Annotated in this window: 12 protein-coding genes; 4 read left to right on the top strand and 8 right to left on the bottom strand. The window is 64.9% G+C overall.

Translation table 11 applies throughout. The annotated features are described in order from the left end of the window. Window positions 1-50: 50 nt before the first annotated feature. On the bottom strand, window positions 51-1,211 hold the full coding sequence (argE, locus tag BLT26_RS06965) for an acetylornithine deacetylase (RefSeq protein WP_091510707.1): 1,161 nt from the start codon (window positions 1,209-1,211) through the stop codon (window positions 51-53). A 40-nt stretch (window positions 1,212-1,251) separates the two neighbouring features. Beyond that, entirely contained in the window at window positions 1,252-2,130 is an 879-nt protein-coding gene (locus BLT26_RS06960) for a carboxylate/amino acid/amine transporter (RefSeq protein ID WP_091510706.1), read from the bottom strand. A 32-nt stretch (window positions 2,131-2,162) separates the two neighbouring features. On the opposite strand from BLT26_RS06960, the gene BLT26_RS06955 reads away from it, so the two are divergent. Further along, a complete protein-coding gene (locus BLT26_RS06955; RefSeq protein ID WP_091510705.1) occupies window positions 2,163-2,621 on the top strand; it encodes a DUF6314 family protein in 459 nt (152 codons plus the stop codon). A 50-nt stretch (window positions 2,622-2,671) separates the two neighbouring features. Here BLT26_RS06955 and BLT26_RS06950 read toward each other — a convergent pair whose 3' ends face one another. The 3 genes from BLT26_RS06950 to BLT26_RS06940 all read right to left on the bottom strand — a co-directional run bounded on the left by BLT26_RS06950 (window position 2,672) and on the right by BLT26_RS06940 (window position 5,538). Next, on the bottom strand, window positions 2,672-3,469 hold the full coding sequence (locus BLT26_RS06950; RefSeq protein ID WP_091510704.1) for a PhzF family phenazine biosynthesis protein: 798 nt from the start codon (window positions 3,467-3,469) through the stop codon (window positions 2,672-2,674). 104 nt (window positions 3,470-3,573) lie between these two features. Next, window positions 3,574-4,848, bottom strand: coding sequence for an inorganic phosphate transporter (locus BLT26_RS06945; RefSeq protein ID WP_091510703.1), 1,275 nt, complete (start codon window positions 4,846-4,848; stop codon window positions 3,574-3,576). A gap of 12 nt (window positions 4,849-4,860) precedes the next feature. Further along, a complete protein-coding gene (locus tag BLT26_RS06940) occupies window positions 4,861-5,538 on the bottom strand; it encodes a TIGR00153 family protein (protein ID WP_091510702.1) in 678 nt (225 codons plus the stop codon). A gap of 168 nt (window positions 5,539-5,706) precedes the next feature. On the opposite strand from BLT26_RS06940, the gene tfpB reads away from it, so the two are divergent. The 3 genes from tfpB (at window position 5,707) to BLT26_RS06925 (ending at window position 11,443) form a co-directional block, all read left to right on the top strand. After that, window positions 5,707-7,497 (top strand): type IV pilus assembly ATPase TfpB, encoded by a 1,791-nt coding sequence (tfpB, locus tag BLT26_RS06935; RefSeq protein WP_091510701.1) that lies wholly within the window; start codon window positions 5,707-5,709, stop codon window positions 7,495-7,497. A gap of 48 nt (window positions 7,498-7,545) precedes the next feature. Then, a complete protein-coding gene (glnE, locus tag BLT26_RS06930) occupies window positions 7,546-10,401 on the top strand; it encodes a bifunctional [glutamate--ammonia ligase]-adenylyl-L-tyrosine phosphorylase/[glutamate--ammonia-ligase] adenylyltransferase (RefSeq protein ID WP_091511158.1) in 2,856 nt (951 codons plus the stop codon). Between the two features lie 85 nt (window positions 10,402-10,486). Continuing rightward, a complete protein-coding gene (locus tag BLT26_RS06925; RefSeq protein ID WP_091510700.1) occupies window positions 10,487-11,443 on the top strand; it encodes a branched-chain amino acid transaminase in 957 nt (318 codons plus the stop codon). A gap of 76 nt (window positions 11,444-11,519) precedes the next feature. Here BLT26_RS06925 and BLT26_RS06920 read toward each other — a convergent pair whose 3' ends face one another. The 3 genes from BLT26_RS06920 to BLT26_RS06910 form a co-directional block, all read right to left on the bottom strand. After that, entirely contained in the window at window positions 11,520-12,860 is a 1,341-nt protein-coding gene (locus BLT26_RS06920) for a UDP-glucose dehydrogenase family protein (protein ID WP_091510699.1), read from the bottom strand. A 61-nt stretch (window positions 12,861-12,921) separates the two neighbouring features. Further along, window positions 12,922-14,217 carry an O-antigen ligase family protein gene (locus tag BLT26_RS06915; RefSeq protein WP_139169423.1) on the bottom strand — a complete coding sequence of 432 codons (1,296 nt, stop codon included), beginning with the start codon at window positions 14,215-14,217 and terminating at the stop codon, window positions 12,922-12,924. Beyond that, complete coding sequence (locus tag BLT26_RS06910) at window positions 14,201-15,217, bottom strand: glycosyltransferase family protein (RefSeq protein WP_091510693.1); 1,017 nt, start codon at window positions 15,215-15,217, stop codon at window positions 14,201-14,203. Before BLT26_RS06910 ends, BLT26_RS06915 begins: the two co-directional genes overlap by 17 nt. Between the last annotated feature and the right edge of the window lie 142 nt (window positions 15,218-15,359).

The raw sequence follows: 15,359 nt of genomic DNA, 5'->3' as shown, positions 1-15,359 counted from the left end.
CCGTGTGGTCGCGGGTTTGGGCGCAATATACCGCATTTCGGGACAGCTGATCACAGGCAGAAGCGGGCGATCAGCCCCCGGAGTACATCGAGCATCGGCTCTATGCGGTCCAGCCCCAGGTATTCGTCCGGCTGGTGGGCCTGGTCGATATCGCCCGGCCCCAGGACGATAGTGTCCATACCCATGCTCTTGAAGAACGGCGCCTCGGTGGCGAAAGCTACGCTGCCCGCAGTGTGCCCGGTGAGCTTCTCCGCGGCTTCCACCAGTTCCGAGGTGGCTGGCTGCTCGAAGGCTTCCACCCCTTCGAAGAGCGGCCCGTAGTCGAGCCGCAATCCCTCCCCGTGCACGCTCTGCTGCAGGTGCTGTTCCAGCTCCCCGCGCAGCTCGTCCAGTGCCATGCCCGGTAGCGGGCGCACATCGAACTGCAACTCTGTGAAGCCGCAGATGCGGTTGGGGTTATCGCCGCCGTGGATACAGCCGAGGTTCATGGTGGGCACCGGTACCGCGAAACCCGGGTTGTTATAGCGCTGCTGCCATTCGCTGCGCAGCGCCAGCAGTTCACCGATTGCCCCGTGCATCGCTTCCAGCGCACTGGCGCCAAGGGCCGGGTTGGACGAGTGGCCGGAGCGGCCGGTGATACGCACCGCCTCCATCATCATGCCCTTGTGCATACGTACCGGCCTGAGTCCGGTGGGCTCGCCCACCACCGCAAACCGGCCGCGCGGCCGCCCCGCCTCCACCAGGGCGCGGGCGCCCGCCATGGAGGTCTCCTCGTCGGCGGTGGCCAGGATGATCAGCGGCTGCTGCAGGGGCTTGCCGGCGACGGCGCGGGCCGCCTCGATGGCGAGCGGAAAGAAGCCTTTCATGTCGGTGCTGCCGAGGCCGTACCAGCGGTTGTCGCGCTCCTCCAGCTTGAAAGGGTCAGATTGCCAGCGCCCCTCGTCGTAGGGCACCGTGTCTGTATGGCCGGCCAGCACCAGGCCACCGTCGGCCGGGCCACCGCTGCTGAGGGTGGCGATCATGTTCGCCTTGTGCGGCTGGCCCGGTAGCGGCATCAGCTCCACGTCGAAACCCAGCACCTCGAGCCACTCGCCCAGCAGTTCCACCACCGCGCGGTTGCCCATGTCCAGCTTCGGGTCGGTGGCGCTGACGCTGGGGATAGCCACCAGCTGCCTGAGCTGCTGCCTGAGACCCGGTATCGCGTTATCCATAACCTGCTCCTGAAATTGACCGATGCCGGTCGTTACCCTGTCACCGCGCCAGTGCCGGCTGCGGCCGCCGCAGGCGCCACTCGTTCAGCAACACGGCTGCGACAATCACCAGTCCACCCAGCGCCAGCCGCCCGAGGTCGGCGTCACGGTTCCAGATTAACAGATTCACCAGCAGTCCCGCCGGGATCAGCGCATTGTTCATGGCCGCAAGGGTACCGGCCGATACCTGCGTGGCACCCCGGTTCCAGAGGAAATAGCCGAGGCCCGAGGCGACCAGGCCCAGCCACAGCAGTATGCCCCACTGCAGCGCGCCCTGCGGATATACCGGTTCCCCGAGCCACAGCCAGGCGCCAGTGGCCACCAGCAGCGCCCCGAGGTAGAACCAGCCGAATACCTGCCGGCCCGGCAGCGCAGGCCCCCGCTGCGTGGAATGTTGCATAAACTGCTTGTAGGCCACCTGGCCGAGCGCGAAGCAGAAGTTGGCGCCCTGGACCACGAGGAACCCGAGCCAGAAGTCCCCCTGCGGCCGGCCCCAGCGGATTACGGCTGCACCGGCGACGGCAACCAGCGCGACAACCAGGTTCCAGGGGGAGAAGCGCCGCTCCAGCAGGTCATACAGCAGCGTGATATACAGGGGGGTGAAGATGGTGAACAGCAGTACCTCCGGCACGCTGAGCAGCAGGAACGACTGGTAGTAGAACAGGTACATCGCCCCCAGCTGCACGGCACCGATCGCCATCAGTGCCAGCGCGGTGCGGGGACTACAGGCGCGCCAGCGCAGCAGCGGCAGGAACAGCAGGGCGGCCAGGAGGACACGCGTAAATACGGCAAAATAGCTGTCCACCGAACCTGCCAGGTAGACCCCGATCAGGCTGAAGGAAAAGGCCCACAGCAGGGTGACGAAAATCAGTAACGGCATAACAGCGGCATAACAGAGGGTGAATCTTGTCAGTGGGTAGTGCGGCGTCCCGGGCCATCGAGGCCTTGTGGGGGCGCCTGGCAAAAGTGTCCGAGTTCAGTTTTACCGCCAGTAACGGGCCGGGCTCGGCGACCGACTGGCGTGGCCATGCGCGCGGCAGTGTCCTGGCCGAGCGCGACGACGGGCACCTATTGTTCCGCGAGCAGGCGCTTTTTACCAGCAGTGAGGGGCGCAAACTGGATATGCAGAACACCTATCGCTGGACGCGCCTTCCGGGTTCATTGCGCCTCGAGCACCTGCGCCGCAGCGAGCCGGTATTATTGTTCGAGCTGGAGCCGGTCACCGGGCAGGGATTTCGCGAGGTGCAGCCGCACCAGTGCGGTCCCGATACCTACACCGCTGAGCTGCTGTTGCGCCGCAACCAGCTGGAACTGATCTGGCAGATCCACGGCCCGCGCAAGAACGAGCGGCTGCATTACCACTACTGGTAGTGGGCCGGGTGGCTGCAGGCCGTCCCGGCCGCTGACTTTCGCGGCCCGGTCTACAGGCTGATGTGCCCGCGCAGGTAGGTAACTGCCGCGCCGCGCATGAATACCCGGCCCTCGCGCAGCTCGCATTCCAGCTCCCCGCCGCGGGCGGAAATCTGCCGCGCTCGCAGCCGCGGCCGGTCCAGCCGCGCGGCCCAGTAGGGGGCGAGCAGGCTGTGTGCGGAGCCGGTTACCGGGTCCTCGTCAATACCGACTGCCGGGGCGAAAAAGCGGCTGACAAAGTCGCAATCGAATCCCTCGCCGGTAGCGGTGCAGGCGATGCCCTGGTAGGGCAGTGCGGCCACCCGGCGCAAGTCCGGCGCAAGTTGGGCCACGTCTGCCGGGGTACTGAATTCCAGTAGCAGTTTGCCTCCCTCCTGCTCCTCGCTGGCTGCGCGCACCGGCTTGCACCCTGCGGCGCCGACAATCTCGTCCGTGATCTCTACGGGTTGTGACTGCAGTGCGGGGAAATCCATGGCGATCAGCTCGCCCTCGCGCCGGACACGCAGCTCGCCACTCCGGGTGAAGAAGCGGATCTCGTCCTCAAGGCAGCCCAGTTCGGTCCACAGGAGGTGAGCGCTGGCCAGGGTGGCGTGGCCGCACAGGGGGACTTCCGCCGCCGGCGTGAACCAGCGCAACTCGAAGCCACGCCCGCTGGGAACGGTGAAGGCGGTCTCGGCCAGGTTGTTCTCGGCGGCGATGGCCTGCAGCACATCGTCCGCCAGCCACTGTTGCAGGGGCACCAGCGCGGCCGGGTTGCCGCTGAAAAGTCGGGAGGTAAAGGCATCCGCCTGGTAGATGGGTAGTTGCATCGGAATTCCTGTTCTCGATTCGTTATCCGGTCTGGTTATGCGCACGGCATAAAAAAGGGGAGCCGGTGAGGCTCCCCTTTTGTACCGCTTTCCCCGGCCTGTGGCTAGCCGAAGATCCCCTTGAAGAAGAAGAAGAACAGGATGGCGATGCCGGCGCCCGCGGGCAGCGTCACCACCCAGGAGGCGGCGATGGTAGTGATCATGCGCAGGTTGAGTGCGCCTATCCCCCGCGCCAGGCCGACGCCCAGCACCGCGCCCACCAGGGTGTGGGTGGTGGAGATCGGCAGGCCGGTACCGGAAGCCAGCACCACGGTGGCGGCGGCGCCCAGCTCCGCGGCGAAGCCGCGGCTCGGGGTCAGCTCGGTGATCTTGCGGCCGATGGTGGCCATCACCTTGAAGCCGTAGGTGGCGAGGCCAACCACGATGCCGGCGCCCCCCAGCAGCAGGATCCAGGAGGGCATGGTTGCCTTGGCGGTGACCGTACCCATCTGCACGGTATTCACCACGGCGGCCAGCGGACCCACTGCGTTGGCCACGTCGTTGGAGCCGTGGGCAAAGGCCATGGCGCAGGCGGTGAAAATCATCAGGATGGCGAACACCCGCTCTACATTGGCAAAGCGGTTTTCGCGCTCGCGCTCCGGGTCCCGCTTGATGCGCTTCAGCATGACGACGCCGATGCCCATCACCACCAGGCCGGCAATGGCGGCGATGCCGGCGTCCTGCAGGAAGTTGAGCTGGATATTGGCATCCTTGAACACATGCTTCAGGCCCTTGGTGAGGGTGACCATGGCGATCATCCAGCCCACGGCGAACATGTAGATGGGGATATAGCGCTTGGCGTTGCCGAACGGGTCCTCGGTGTTGAGGATCAGCCGCTGCACGCTGCGGAACAGCAGGAAGGAGATGGTGCCGGCGAGTACGGGCGACACCACCCAGCTGGCGACGATGCTGCCCACCTTGCCCCAGGCCACGGCGTCCATGGAAATGCCCACGGCCGAGAAGCCGACGATGGCGCCCACGATCGAATGCGTGGTGGATACCGGCCAGCCCAGGATACTCGCGATCAGCAGCCAGGTGCCGGCCGCCAGCAGCGCCGACAGCATGCCGTACACCAGCAGCTCCGGCTGGGTGGCAAAGATATCCGAGTCGATGATGCCCTTGCGGATGGTCGAGGTGACCTCGCCGCCGGCGAGGTAGGCGCCGGCGAACTCGAACACCATGGCGATCAGGATCGCCTGTTTGATGGTGAGGGCCCGCGAGCCCACGGACGTGCCCATGGCGTTGGCCACGTCGTTGGCGCCCACGCCCCAGGCCATGAAAAAGCCGAAGACGCAGGCGAGAATTAGCAGGATAGTGCCGTACTGGCTGATAACTTCCACGGTGCTTCCCCCTTAGCGTGCCAATAACAACTGCAGACGGTTGCCCACGCTGTGGGCGCGGTCGGCCAGATCGCCGATCCACTCGATAACACGGTAGAGGAATATCACGTCCACCGGTGGCAGGTCTTTTTCGATATCGAACAGCGCTGCGCGGATCTCAACCTCGAGCTTGTCCGACTTGCGTTCCAGGTCGTCCAGTTCCTCGGTCATGCGCCGGGTGATGTCCACTTCGCGGCCGGCAAAGCCGCTCTCGAGCAGCTCGTCCAGCTCGTTGATGGCGCGCAGGGCCTGGGCCGAGGTGGCCACGGCACTGTCGACAAAGGTCTTCATCTGTACCTGCAGCGGTGCCGGGATCTGCATCTTGCGCCCGGTCGCCAGCCCGGCGATATCCTGGGCGGTGTTCGCCACCTCGTCCTGTGCGTGCAGCAGCTCGAGCAGGTCGGTGCGGGACACCGGCATGAACAGGCTGTCGGGCAGGTGCAGGCGCAGGTCGCGCTTGATGTCGTCGGCTTTGTTCTCGCTCGCGGAAATGCGTTTCTGCACTTCCTCGGCGGTCCCCAGGTCGCCCTTCATCAGGGCATCGAAGAAGGGGACCAGGTCTGCCGAGGCCTCGTGGGCCTTGGCCATATGCTCCTTGATCGGCTTGATCGGCGAGCGGCCAAACAGGTTGGCGATATTGGAAAGGGGCATGGTTAGCTCCTTGGCTCTGGTATGAAGTGGGCGGCATGGTACCCCAACTTGGCGTATGCGCGGTAATCCGGTAGCTTCCGGTGGGGCAGCGCACTTCCCCGGAGCCGGCTTCGGGCTACAATGCGCCGTCTGGCACGGGTTAAAAGATAATAGATGAAGGGGTTGGCCATGGCGTCAGGAAAAGTGGCGGCGGTAAAGGCAGCGGACCGGGTCCTGGACCTGCGCGGCCTGCTGGAGGACCTGGTGGCACAGGGGTTGGTGGCCCGCGAGGATGCCAACCGCCTGATCGGCACCCCGCGCAGTGCCGAGCAGGCCCAGATGCACCCGCTGACCTACATCGCCAGCTGCGAGCTGGAGAACCTCCGCGTGCCGGGCAAGGTGCTCACCGCCGGGGTGCTGGCCGACTGGCTGGCGGAGGCTTCCGGCCACACCCTGTACCATATCGACCCGCTCAAGATTAACGTGGCCTCGGTAACCGAGGTAATGAGCTTCCAGTTTGCCAAGCGTCACCAGATCCTGTGTGTGGAGGCCAGCCAGGACAGCCTGCTGGTGGCCACCGCGCAGCCCTTCACCTCGGGCTGGGAGGAGCAGCTGGAGCACACCAGCGGGCGCAAGGTCCGCCGCGTGGTGGCGGACCCGGCGGACATCCAGCGCTACTGCGTGGAGTTCTACTCCCTGGCCAACTCCATCTCCGGGGCCAGTGGGCTCAAGGGCAGTTCCGGCAGCGGTAACTTCGAGCAGCTGCTCGAGCTGGGGAACCTCAAGGACCCGGAGGCCAACGACCAGCATATCGTCAATATCGTCGACTGGCTGTTGCAGCACGCCTTCGACCAGCGCGCCAGCGATATCCACATCGAGCCGCGCCGGGAATTGGGGCGTATCCGCTTCCGCATCGATGGCGTACTGCACCCGATCCACGACTTCCCCGACCAGGTCACCGCCGCCGTCACCAGCCGGCTGAAGATCCTCGGGCGCATGAACGTGGCGGAAAAGCGCAAGCCGCAGGACGGCCGTATCAAGACCAAGCGCCCCGATGGCAGCGAGGTGGAGTTGCGCCTGTCCACCCTGCCCACCGCTTTCGGCGAGAAGCTGGTGATGCGTATCTTCGATCCCGAGGTGCTGGCGCGCTCCTACAGCGACCTGGGGCTGGGCGGCGATGACCTGGCCCGCTGGCAGGCCATGCTGGGCCGTCCCAACGGCATAGTGCTGGTCACCGGCCCCACCGGTTCCGGCAAGACCACCACCCTCTATACCGGCCTCAAGCAGCTGGCCACCAGCGAGGTGAATGTCTCCACCATCGAGGACCCGATCGAGATGGTGGAGGACAACTTCAACCAGACGCAGGTACAACACTCCATCGGCCTCGATTTCGCCGCGGGTATCCGCACGCTCATGCGCCAGGACCCGGACATCATCATGGTGGGCGAGATCCGCGACCTGGAGACGGCGCAGATGGCGGTGCAGGCGGCGTTGACCGGCCACCTGGTGATATCCACCCTGCATACCAACGATGCGCCCACCGCGGTCACCCGCCTGCTGGACCTGGGGCTGCCACACTACCTGCTCAAGTCCGTGGTGATCGGGGTGATGGCACAGCGGCTGGTGCGCACACTGTGCCCGGCGTGCAAGCAGCCCGACCGCGTCAGTGACGACGACTGGCAGGCCCTGACCCGGCCGTGGAAGGCGCCGCGCCCGGAGACGGTCTACCGCCCCGAGGGCTGCCTGGAGTGCCGCAATACCGGGTATCGCGGTCGCCAGGGCATCTACGAGATACTGCCGTTCAGCGAGTCGATCCAGAAACTGGTGACTGCCGACTGCGACCTGCAGCAGGTGCGGCACCAGGCCATGCGCGAGGGTATGAACAGCCTGCGGCTCGCCGGGGCGCGCAAGGTGGCTGCCGGTATTACCACCGTGGCCGAGGTGCTGCGGGTGGCGCCGCCCCCGGATATCGCCTTCTGATCCTGTCACCAGCCAATCTTCTGCAAAACTTTAAGGATGAACCTGCCGATGCCTGCCGAACACGAGTGCCCACCCGAGCTCCAGCCCCTGTTCCGGGAGCGCTGGCAGCGCTGGTGTGAGGCCGCCGGTGAAGAGGTGGCGCGCGAGGTGGGCTCGCTGGTGGCAGAAAGCTCTGGGGGCAGGCGGGCACTGGCGCGCGCATTTGTCGGGTCCGACTTCTTTGTCGGGGTCTGCTGCCGTGTCCCGGGGCTGCTGCCGCGCCTGCTCGGCGAGGAGGACCTGGGGCTCGATGTGGACTGGATGCGCACCATCGACGAGGAGGAAGAACTCAACCGCGCCCTGCGCCGGCTACGCAACCAGGTGACCGCCGAGGTTATCTGGCGCGACTTCGCGGGCCAGTGGGGCATTCCGCGCGCCTGCGCTCGCCTGTCGGAGCTCGCCGAGCGCTGCACGGGCGTCGCCCTCGACTGGCACCACCGCAACCTCATGGCACGCCACGGCGAGCCGCGCGATCGCCAGGGCAATCCGCAATCCCTCGTTGTGCTGGGGATGGGCAAGCTGGGAGCGCATGAGCTCAATCTGTCGTCCGATATCGACCTGATCTTCGCCTACCCCGAGCCCGGGGAAACCGACGGGGAGCGATCGCTGGAGAACCAGAAGTTCTTCCAGCGGCTGGGGCAGCACTTGATCAAGTCCCTCGATGCCATGACCGCAGACGGTTTCGTCTTCCGGGTGGACATGCGCCTGCGGCCATACGGCGACAGCGGCCCGCTGGTGAGCCACTTTGCCGCCCTGGAGGACTACTACCAGACCCAGGGCCGCGAGTGGGAGCGCTTCGCCATGGTCAAGGCGCGGCCGATCGCCGGCGACGAGGTCTTCGCTGGGGAACTGATGGAGTTGCTGCGGCCCTTTACCTATCGCCGCTATATCGACTTCAGTGCCATCGACGCGCTGCGCGACATGAAGGCGCTGATCCAGCGCCAGGTACGGGCGCGGGGACTGGCGGACAACATCAAACTGGGGCGCGGGGGTATCCGCGAAGTGGAATTCATCGTGCAGTCGTTCCAGCTGATCCGCGGTGGCCGCGAGCCGGCGCTGCGCGAGCGCAACCTGCTGGCGTTGCTGCCGCTGCTGGAGGGCGAGGGCCACCTGGAGCCGGGGGTGGCGGCCGAACTGGCGGATGCGTACCTGCTGCTGCGCCGGGTCGAGCACGCCATCCAGGCGGATCGCGACCAGCAGAGCCAGACCCTGCCGCGTGAGGATGAGGCCCGCGGGCGGCTGGCATTCGCGCTGGGGTATGGCTGCTGGGACGACCTGATGGATGCGCTGGTCGCCGCGCGCGGCGTCGTCCAGCGTGAGTTTGACCAGGTGATTGCCCCACCGGAGGAGATTGCCGAGCCCAGTGCCGCGGAAGAGTGGGAGAGCCTGTGGGGCTCCTGCACTGCTGAGGACAGCCGCGAGGTGAACCTGGACAGCCTGCGCGAGGCGGGCTTCGCACCGGCGGAGGAGGCGTTGCAGCTGCTGGCGGACCTGGGCGGTGCCCGCATCGTGGCCGCCCTGCCCAGCACCGCGCGCCAGCGGCTCGACCAGTCCATGCCGCTGCTGCTGGCGGCCGCGGCAGAGGAGCCCGAACCGCTGCTCGCCCTCCAGCGGGTCCTGCCGCTGATCCGCTCGGTACTGCGGCGCAGCGCCTACCTGGTGCTGATCAATGAAAACCCGCCGATCCTGGCGCAACTGCTGCGCCTCTGCGCTGCCAGCCCGTGGATCGCCGAGCAGCTGGCACAGCACCCGATACTGCTCGACGAGCTGCTGGACTCACGCCGCCTGCTGGCACCGGCGTCCAGGGAAGATATTGCCGACGAGCTGCGCCGGGAGATACTGCGCGTGGATCCAGGTGACCTGGAGGCGCAGATGGAGGCGCTGCGGCATTTCAAGCAGAGCCAGAGCCTGCGTATTGCCGCGCAGGAGGTCAGCGGCGCGCTGCCGTTGATGAAGGTGAGCGATTCCCTCACCTGGCTGGCAGAGGCCATCCTGCAGCAGGCGCTGCAGCTGGCCTGGAACCAGGTGACGGAAAAGCACGGGGTCCCGGCGGGGGCCTCGGCAGAGGACATGCATTTTGCCATTGTCGCGTACGGCAAACTGGGCGGGCTCGAGCTGGGCCACGGGTCCGACCTGGACATCGTGTTCGTGCACGATGCCGATCCGCAGGGCGTCACGGATGGCGGGCGCAGCATCGACAACCTGAGTTTCTATACCCGCCTGGCGCAGCGCCTGATCCATATCCTGCAGACCCGCACCCTGAGCGGACCGCTTTACGAGGTGGATACCCGGCTGCGCCCTTCCGGCAACTCGGGCCTGCTGGTGACCTCGCTGACCTCATTCGAGAAATACCAGCGTGAAAGCGCCTGGACCTGGGAGCACCAGGCGCTGGTAAGGGCGCGGCCGGTAGCTGGCAGCGGGCGCCTCAGCAGTGAATTCGGGGAGCTGCGTGCTGCATTGCTTTGTCAGCCGCGCGACGAGCAGAAACTGCGCGAGGAAGTGGTGGCCATGCGCGATAAAATGCGCACCCATCTCGATAAGAGCAACGATCAGGAATTCGATCTCAAGCAGGGCCCCGGCGGTATTGTCGATATCGAGTTTTTGGTTCAATATTCCACCCTGGCCTGGGCCCACAAGGAGCCCTCGATCGTGCGGTATACCGATAACATCCGCATACTCGAAAGCCTCATTGAGGCAGGCCTGATGTCGGCCCAACAAGCCGGACAAATGATCGACGCCTACAAAGCCTACCGATCTGAAGGTCATCGCCTGGCATTACAACAGCTGCCGGGAGTGGTTAACGGTGACCAGTTCGAAGCGGAAAGAAAGACCGTTCAAGCAAGCTGGCAGCAAATTCTCGGCTGATTGTCCCCGCCGGGACTCCTCGCTGCTGCGCAATGATTAAACTGTTTTTCAGCAATCCGGAATTATGGATTTGTAGGAGTTTCCCATGTCTTTTGCCGATCGCGACGGCCTTATCTGGTTTGACGGTGAACTGGTTCCCTGGCGGGATGCCCGGGTTCACGTGCTTACCCATACCCTGCACTACGGAATGGGTGTATTCGAGGGCGTACGCGCCTATCAGGCGGGGGATGGCACCAGCATCTTTCGCCTGCACGATCACACCCGGCGCCTGTTCCGTTCTGCCAAGATCATGAACATGCCCATGCCCTTCGATGCGGAGGAGCTCAATGAGGCACAGCGCACCGTTGTGCGCGAGAACAACCTGCGCGAAGCGTACCTGCGCCCCATGGTCTTTTACGGTTCCGAGGGCATGGGCCTGCGCGCCGATGCACTGCAGACCCATGTGATCGTGGCCGCCTGGGAGTGGCCCAGCTACATGACACCGGAGGCGCGGGAGCTGGGCATCAAGGTGAATACCTCTTCCTATACCCGCCACCATGTGAACATCAGCATGTGCAAGGCGAAGGCCAACGGCAACTACATCAACTCGATGCTGGCGCTGCAGGAGGCGGTGCGCAACGGCTGTGAGGAGGCGTTGTTGCTGGATCCCGAGGGCTACGTGGCCGAGGGCAGTGGCGAGAATATCTTCATCGTCAGCGACGGCGTGCTCTACACACCGGAGCTGACTTCCTGCCTGGATGGTATTACCCGCAATTCGGTAATCGAGCTGGCGCAGGAGTGCGGCTACCAGGTGGTGGAGAAGCGCATCACCCGGGACGAGGTTTATATTGCCGACGAGGCGTTCTTTACCGGCACCGCCGCCGAGGTGCTGCCGATTCGCATGCTGGACGGCCGCACCATCGGCGCCGGGCGCCGCGGCCCGATAACCCGCCGCCTGCAGGAGCTGTACTTCGATGTGGTGCAGGGACGCAGCCCTGCCCATGCCGGCTGGCTGACCGACGTCACCGACAGGCCGGCCCACTTCGAGGCGCGTATTGCCTGAAGCGGGCCAGCGCGCGCGGATTTGCGCCCACAAAAAAGCCCGGCTCGAGCCGGGCTTTTTTGTGCCGGGGACGCACTCAGCTGCCGGCGGTATCCGGCCTGCCCACACAGTAATAGTGGAAGCCCGCGGCGCGCATGTCCTCTGGTTCGTATTGGTTGCGACCATCGAACACCACTGGCTCGCGCAGCGCCTGTTTCAGGGCGGCGGTATCCAGCGCCTTGAACTGCTGCCATTCCGTAACGATTACCAGGGCGTCCGCGCCGGCCAGGGCTGCATCGCGGGAGTCGCACAGCTTCAGCTCGTCGCGCTCACCGTAGATGCGACGGCACTCTTCCGTGGCCTCCGGGTCGAATGCCTGCACCTGTGCGCCGCGCTCCCACAGGCCTTCCATCAGCACGCGGCTGGGGGCCTCGCGCATATCGTCGGTATTGGGCTTGAACGAGAGTCCCCACAGGGCGAAGGTCCTGCCCTTCAGGTCGCCACCGAAATGGGCGTCGATCTTTTCCAGCAGGTAGTGCTTCTGTCGCTCGTTGCGAGACTCCACCGCAGCCAGGATATCGGCAGACAGGCCGAGCTGCTCTGCCGAATTGATCAGTGCCTTGACGTCTTTCGGGAAGCAGGAACCGCCATAACCGATGCCGGCGTAGATGAAGTGATAGCCCACCCGGGGGTCGGAGCCGATGCCCTTGCGCACGGCCTCGATATCCGCCCCGACCTTGTCGGCGATATTGGCCATCTCGTTCATAAAGCTGATTTTGGTGGCGAGCATGCAGTTGGCAGCGTACTTGGTGAGCTCGGCGCTCTTCACATCCATGACCAGGATTTTCTCGTGGTTGCGGTTGAAGGGCGCGTAGAGCTGGCGCATCTTCTGCTCAGAGGCCTTCTCCGAGGTGCCGATAATGATGCGGTCGGGACGCATGCAGTCGGCCACCGCCGAGCCCTCCTTGAGAAACTCGGGATTCGAGATAACGTCGAATTCCAGCTCCGCCCGGCCGCGCTCGGCCAGTACCTCGCTCACAGCGCTACGCACCCTGTCCGCGGTGCCGACGGGCACGGTGGACTTGTTGATGATGTACTTCTTGCTGTCCATGTGGGTGGCGATGGTGCGGGCCACCGTCAATACGTGGCGCAGGTCGGCCGAGCCGTCCTCGTCGGGGGGAGTGCCCACCGCAATGAAGATCAGCTCACCATGGGCGACGCCCTCGGCGGCGTCGGTAGAGAAAGACAGGTTGCCGTTGGCGATACTTTCCTCCACCAGCGGTGCCAGGCCGGGCTCGTAGATGGGAATCTCACCGCGGCGCAGCCGTGCCACCTTGTCCTCATCGATGTCGATGCAGACCACGTTGTTGCCGGACTCCGCAAGTACAGCGGCCTGGACCAGGCCAACGTAGCCGGTGCCAAATACGGTTACTTTCATCGTCGAGACTCTGTCCTGTTTAGATTCTTGTCAGTGGTGTCCGCAGGCAGGCTTCCGCGTCTCAGGCTGCCGGTATCGCGCTGCTTTCCGCCGCAGGTGCCCGGCTCTCCTGAGGACGGGTTTTGCCGAGCTGGTGGCGCACCAGTATCACCGCCAGCGGGATCCAGTAAAAGAGCCAGATATAGCTGGGCTTCACCAATGGCTGCTGCGCGTAGATCAGCATGGCGATCACACCGAAACCGAACCACAGCAGGTAGGTGCCGGGCACCCAGCTCAGCAGCTGGTCGCGGCGCAATCCGATGGCCGCCACCGCCAGCCCCTGCCATAGGCAGGCCGCCACGCCCAGCAGCCCGGCAAAACGGGCCACGTCGAGCAGGTAGTTGTGGGGGTGGGGCAGGACTTCGCCCAGTTCGATAAACTGCTTGTGCACCAGCCCGTTGCCGATCCACGGGGACTCGAGGAAAGTCTCCAGGCTCTTCGCCCACAGTTCCATCCTGATCGAGTAGGCGGCGCCACGGTGCAGCAGCGGCAGGTCGCCGTACAGCAGTAGGTACACCGCCGGCAGTACCGCAAAGGCACCGACCAGCACCAGCCCCCGCAATACCAGTGAGCGGCTCACTACCGCTGCGAGGCAGATGGCGAAGGCGGCCATGACAATGGGGATCTTGGTCTGTGACAGCACGATATAGATGCAGCCCAGGACCAGGCCAGTCCAGGAAAGCCAGCGCCAGCGGCGCGAGTCCAGGGACAGGCCGTAACAGCAGAACAGGGTATGGAAGCCGTAAAGCATGGCGGTCTTGTCGATGTTGTTCTGCATCGAGATGCCACCGATGCGGTGCAGTTTCTGGAAGCCGCCTTCCATGCCGTAGCGCACCAGGGAAGCGGCGCAGGACACAGTGCCCAGTACGATCAGCCAGCGCAGCCAGCGGTGGAGCATGCCGTCGCCGCGCTGCTCCAGCACCAGGTACACCGCGCAATAGAAGAGTACGAGGTAGGCCAGCACCTTGAAGTAGAAGCTTGTATCCCGTTCCACGGTGGCCGTGGCGCTGTCGGCCCACAGGGTGGACAGCGCCAGCACCAGCGGCACGCTGATAAAGCAGGCGAACTGCCAGGAGCGCAGGAAGCCCCAGTCGCGCCGCCACCCCAGCAGCAGGAGGGTGCCCGGCAACAGGGTCAGGTAGAAGATGGTCTGGATGCGGCCCACCTCGGGCAGCAGGTGGAAGCCCACCAGTATCAGCAGCAGGCTGGCGCTCACAAACCTGGTCAGGCCCGCCACCCAGCGCGAGTCCGGCTGGCGATAAAGGCCTTCGAGGGACGGGGTGGCAAGAGCGGTGGTGGTACTACTTGATCCAGACATAATCGTGGCTGTGCGGCAGGTTCATGGAAGTCTCGACAATGTACTGGGCGTACAGGGTGTTGTTGATTTCCCGGTGAAAGAATTCCCGGCAGCGGCTCGCCCAGTGGCGGCGCCTGGCGTCGTCGGCGTGGAATTCGAGGATGCCCGCGAGCAGGGATTCCTCGCTGTCGAAATAGGCCAGTGTCTCCTCGGGCATGAAGTCGGCAAAGTTGGCCGAGGCATGGGTAAATACCAGCAGGCCGTTGCCCGCCATCTGCGCCATGCGCGCCGAGGAGTACCACTGGTAGCCCTCCTGGCGGTTCAGGTTCAGGCCCATCTTGCTGTTGGCCAGGATGCGGTCGTAATCCCGTCCCCACAGGGTGGGTTCGTCGAACATGCCGGGGGTGCGGAAGTTGAAATCCGGTGGCAGTTGCTCGCGCAAGGCCGTCACCAGCTTGCCCCGCTCTGTATGCGCCTGCGACTTGCTGCAGAACAGCAGGTCCACATCCAGGTCGGTGCGCTGGCTGCAGTCGGCGTCCTCTACCGAGGGGTCCACGGGATTGGGCATGTGCCAGAGGCTGGCCCGCTTGCCCTCGTAGCGCTTCAGGTCGTCGATTCCCGTGGACACGAACATGGCGTCTGCGATTTCGCAGCGCCTGGCGATATTGTCTGAATTGCGCGGCACGAACAGTGGGTCGTTATTGCAGGCCGCGATGACGATGCCGGGGCGCAGGCGGCGGATCTCGCCAAACGTCTCGTTATCGATCAGGTCGCAGTGACCGAAAATCACCAGGTCCGGCTCGAAGGCTTCGACGCTCTGGAGCAGGCGCCGGTTCACTTTCTTGCGGCTGACCAGTTCCCGCATGCGAAAGGGGGCCTCGAAGGCCGCGACATCCCGGTCACTGAATGCGAGCACATTGTGCCCCGCCCGGACCAGCCCGGTATACAGCTTCAGGGCCCAGCTGACGGAGGTGTAGCCGTACTTGCGTTGCTGGTGGTTGTCGACATGGATGATGCGCATAAGGATGGTTAGCCGTCGGCGGTATGGCGAGCCGTGACCCCGGGGCGCCAGCCGCGGACGCGGCTGAATGCGGGGCAATAGGCAGTTTACAAGGGGCGCGATTATACCGGCCTGGCGCAGAGCAAGTCCACGCTGCCGGCGT

This window comes from Microbulbifer yueqingensis (genome assembly GCF_900100355.1).
GTDB classification, from domain to species: Bacteria; Pseudomonadota; Gammaproteobacteria; order Pseudomonadales; family Cellvibrionaceae; genus Microbulbifer; species Microbulbifer yueqingensis.
This window is presented reverse-complemented; position numbering and strand designations above follow the sequence as displayed.